This is a genomic window from uncultured Adlercreutzia sp., from assembly GCF_958431955.1.
In the GTDB taxonomy this organism is placed as follows: domain Bacteria; phylum Actinomycetota; class Coriobacteriia; order Coriobacteriales; family Eggerthellaceae; genus Adlercreutzia.
Map to the genome: position 1 here is coordinate 1 of NZ_CAUASN010000063.1, position 4,902 is coordinate 4,902.

At 67.1% G+C, this 4,902-nt stretch carries 2 protein-coding genes; both read right to left on the bottom strand.

Annotation, left to right across the window (positions count from 1 at the left end; all coding sequences use genetic code 11):
- Positions 1 to 2,653: hypothetical protein (locus tag Q5064_RS11275; RefSeq protein ID WP_302964747.1), on the bottom strand; the 2,653-nt coding region annotated here is incomplete at its 3' end.
- A gap of 225 nt (positions 2,654 to 2,878) precedes the next feature.
- Positions 2,879 to 4,902 (bottom strand): polyribonucleotide nucleotidyltransferase (locus Q5064_RS11280; protein ID WP_302964749.1); only part of this gene is annotated, 2,024 nt, incomplete at its 5' end.

The following is a 4,902-nucleotide window of genomic DNA, read 5'->3' on the forward strand; positions in this document are numbered from 1 at the left end:
CGTCGAGGTTGGTGGGGTCCAGGTAGTAGACCACGCGCACCGTCTCGCGGCCCTCGTCGCCCGAGACGACCTCGTAGGTGGAGCCGGTCGGGCTGCCGTCGGCGTCCTCCTCGATGGCCTCGCTGAGCGGCACGGGCTCGCCCACCGGCTTGCCGTCGATGAGCACCTGGAAGCTGCCCGTGGGGGCCTTGCAGGTGACGGCCGTGCCCTTGGCCGAGCGGACGTCGAAGGCCACGCGCAGGCGGTTGCCGGGCTCGGAGTCGGTCTCCTTCACGATCTCGTAGGAGGAGCCGTCGGCGGACAGGCGCACCCAGGCCGCGCCGTCGTTCTCGGCGATCTTCACCACGGCGGGCACCGGGGTGATCTCGCACCAGCCGTAGGCGCGGTGGCCGTAGTAGCTCTCCTTGTAGTCGGGCTCGCCGGAGTACTGCGTGGAGGTCATGGTGAAGCGAGAGAGGCCCGTGTCGCTCGGCGTGGTGTCGGAGGGCTGCTCGGCGCCGAGCTTGCCCGTCTCGGCGTCGTAGACCTGGATGAGGTAGCTGATCTTGTCCCAGATGGGCTTGTTGTCGTCGCCGCCGGAGCTGATGGAGTCGTCCTCGCTCAGCTCCTTCACCTGGTAGGACAGGCCGTCGTACTTCTTCTTCACCACCGGCACCGTCACCATGCCGTTCTCGTCCTTCGTGTCTCCGTACTTGCGCTGCTCGTAGGTGCTGAGCGCGTCGTAGGGCACCTGGGCGGTGCCGGTGGACCCGTCGGCCGCGGCCTGGTCGAAGAAGTCGTCCTGCAGGTCGAAGAACACGTAGCGCTTGAGGTTGGTGTCGCCGCCCGTACCGCCGGCGGGACGGTACAGAGGTTCCACGGGCACCGACTCGCCGTTGTTCCCCTCGTAGGACAGCTGCACGGTCACCTGCTGATCGGCCTGGTCGGGAGTGAGCCACAGGTAGAGGTTGCCCTTGTCGAAGCGGGCCGGCGCACCGTATCCCACTTCCTCGCCGCCGACGAGCAGCGTCCACGAGGTGATGGTGCGGTTGAGGTTCACCGTCTCGCCCTCGGGAGTGAGGTCCTTAAGGTCCTTGGTGAGGTTGATGGTGATGGGAACCACCTGATCGGTCTCGTTGGGGATGATCTTGCCGTCCTCGTCCTCGGTGAACGAACCGTAGGCCACGCCATCAAAACGGTAGTTGCCATCCGCGCGCTTGCCCACATAAACGGAGCCGCCCGAGACAATGACCGTAGCCGCCATAGTGGAGTCGGTATATCCGCTCGAGCTGGTCTGGGTGCCGGCGCCGCCGATGTCGTTGCCCCAGGGGTCGCCGAGGTTTGTGCCACCGGAGGGGAGCATGGTTCCGCCCGTGATGAGGATGGTGTAGTCGCGGTTATCGCAGTACTTGCGATCGCCGTAGCAGCCGCGGCCGAAGCCGTTGCCGTCCTGGCCACCGTTTGACTCGATGTAGCCGCCGTTGATGCGGATGTTGCCGGTGCCCCCTGGATGGGTGGACTGGACAAGGCCCGAGACGACCTCCGCGGTGCCGCTGTTCCACCCGCCGCCGAAGCCGGCGCCGTGGTAGGAGGCGTTGGAGGTGATCCATCCGCCGTTCACGATGATCCACTCATCGGGAGAGGTGCCCGCCGCGTTCTTGCCGCCGCCGATACCGGCGCCACCTCCGCTACCGGAGTTCGGTCCCACGCCGTTAGTTACCTCGATGCGACCGCCGTTAAAGGTCATGGAGCCGCCATCCTCGCGATACGCGCCGCCCAGGGCCGCGCCGTCTCCGCCACCGTGCACGATAAGCGTTCCGCGATCGGGGCTGTCAAGCAGGGTGAGGTAATCACCTTGGCTCGTGCGCTCTGCGCCGGTATTGTCGACATACTTCGTTCCCACAGGAATCTGACCCTGCTCCGGAGTGATGAGCTTGCCATCGACATCGACATTCGGAACCGAATCGTCTACGGAAAGCACTGCTCCGGTTCCGCAGTGAATGCCGGGGTAGTTGGCGTTGGAGCTAGTAAAGGAGTTTGTGGAATTGTCGGCAAGGACAAGATGGGCTTCGCCACCAGCCTTGATATCGAAGGCACAAGCCGCAGATACCGTGATGCCATCGAGGGTGATGTGGGCCTTCACTCCCGCAGCCACGACGAGACCGACCGTCGTGCTGCTGCCCGAGATAGTGAAGGGCGCATCGGTGTTGATGGTGAGCAGATTGCCCGCCAAGGTGAAGTCGCTCGCCTGGATGCCCTCGCCCACCATGGTGAACCCACCGAGGGTCACGGTGTTGCTCTGGGCCGCAGGCTCGCCCTCCGAGGCAGGGGCTGCGCTCGCGGGGCTTGCGCTCGCGGGAGCCGGCTCCCCGGAGCCGTCGGCGGCCTGGGCGGCGCGGCCGAGGTACTGGACCCCGAGGCTCGCCGCATGGACGGCGCTCTCGGCGGCTGGCTGCGCAGAAGTGCCCCCTTCATCGGTTGCAGGCTCGCCCGCGCCCGCATCGGACACGGCGGCATCGAAGCCGCCGGAGTCTATCTCAGAAGCGAGGGGGGGGGTAGGCGTGTTTTCCTCGTCCGCGAAGGCGGTGAGCGCCGTGGTCGGCATCATGAGCCCGCAGGCGAGCACGGCCGCCATGGCCCCGCGGAGGAGTCGGTGCTGGTGCGTCTTCCTCATGTCTTTCATCTCCTGGCTCTCTATCGTCGAGGGCGCCTGCGCTCCGTAGCCGCGCCGTTGCGCTCCCGTTACCAAGCTGTAGATAACTGCCGATTATATACCCAAGTCGGGGCGCAGAAAAGCATGAGTTTTCCCATCACAAAAGAAGAGCCGCCAGACGGCGGCTCTTCGGCGACGAGGAAGGTGCTGGACGATTCCGGCTCCTTCCCGATTCTGCGAGAGGGGTTAGTTGCTCTCGTGGCGGCGGCGCGGGGTGCGGCCGGCGCGGCCGGGACGGTTGTCCTCGCTGCGGCGCTCGCGGCGCTCACCGCGGTCCTCGCGACGGGCCGGGGCGCTCCCCTCGGGGGCGTCCGGCTTGTCCAGACGATCGAGCGAGATCTTGCCGGTCTTCGGGTCCACTTCCAGGACCACGACCTTGATGACGTCGCCCAGGTTCAGCACGTCCTCCACCTTGCCCACGCGCCCGTTGGCGACGCGGGAGATGTGGAGCAGGCCGTCCTTGCCGGGGGTGAGCTTCACGAAGGCGCCGAAGTCCTTGATGCCGACGACCTCGCCCTCGAACTCCTCGCCCACCTCGGGCTCCTTCACGATGCCGAGGATCATGGCCTTGGCAGCCTCCATGGCAGTGCCGGACACAGCGCCCACGTGGATGGTGCCGTCCTCCTGGATGTCGATGGAGGCGCCGGTCTCCTCCTGGATGCCGCGGACGACCTTGCCGCCGGAGCCGATGACGTCGCGGATCTTGTCCACCGGGATCTTGATGGTCTCGATGCGCGGCGCGGTCTCCTTCATCTCGGCGCGCGGGCCGTCGATGGTCTCGAGCATGGCGGCCAGGATGTGGGCGCGGCCCTCGTGGGCCTGCTTGAGGGCGCGGGCCAGAATGTCGACGGACAGGCCGCGGGCCTTGTTGTCCATCTGAAGCGCGGTGATGCCGTTGGGCGTTCCGCACACCTTGAAGTCCATGTCGCCGAGGAAGTCCTCGATGCCCTGGATGTCGGAGAGCACGACCACGTCGTCGCCTTCCTTGATGAGGCCCATGGCCACGCCGGAGACCGGCGCGGAGATCGGCACGCCGGCATCCATGAGGGCCAGGCAGCTGCCGCAGGTGGAGGCCATGGAGGACGAGCCGTTGGACTCGAGCACCTCGGAGACCACGCGGATGGCGTAGGGGAAGGCGTCGGTGTCGGGCAGCACGGGCAGAATGGCGCGCTCGGCGAGGGCGCCGTGGCCCACCTCGCGGCGCTTCGGGGCCCCCATGCGGCCGGTCTCGCCGGTGCAGTAGGGCGGGAAATTGTACTGGTGCATGTAGCGCTTGCCCTCTTCGGGCCAGATGGTGTCGAGGCGCTGCCACTCGTTCAGCATGCCCAACGTGCACACCGAGAGCACCTGGGTCTGCCCGCGCTGGAACAGGCCCGAGCCGTGGACGCGGGGCAGGTAGCCCGGCACGATGTAGAGCGGGCGGATCTCCTCGGGGGTGCGGCCGTCGACGCGCTCGCCGGTCTCGATGATCATGGCGCGCATGGCCCGCTTCTCAAGGGACTTGAGGGCGGCCTTGATGTCGGAACCCCAGGCGGCGCGCTCCTCCTCGGTGAAGTCGTTCTCCATGATGGAGGCCTTGAGCTCCTCCACCTTCTGCATGCGGGCGGCCTTGTCGGCGTCCTTCAGGGCCGCGGACATCTCGGCCAGGTGCGCGTCCACCCGCTCGGCCACCGACGGGTCGGCGGCGTGGATGGTGTATTCCATGGGGGTGGGGTTCACCTTGGCGAGGAAGGCGGACTGCTTCTCGCAGAACGCGGCGATGGCCTCCTGGCCGAAGGTCATGGCGGCGAGCATGTCGTCCTCGGAGATCTCGTCGGCACCGGCCTCCACCATGGAGATGTAGTCGGCGGTACCCGCGATGGTCAGCTCCAGATCGGAGTTCTCCATCTCGGTGTTGGTGGGGTTCACGATGAACTCGCCGGTCTCGATGTCGCGGCCGATGCGCACGCAGGCCGCCGGGCCGTCGAAGGGCGCGCCGCCCACGAGCAGGGCGGCACTTGCGCCGGCCACGCAGATGGTGTCGGGCAGGTGCTCCTCATCGATCACGAGCGGGGTGGCCACGATGTGCACCTCGTTCTTGTAGCCGTCGGGGAACCCGGGGCGGATGGGGCGGTCCACCATGCGGGCCACGAGCGTGCCGTGGTCGGAGGGCTTAGCCTCGCGCTTGAGGTAGCCGCCGGGGATGCGGCCCACGGCGTACATCTTCTCGA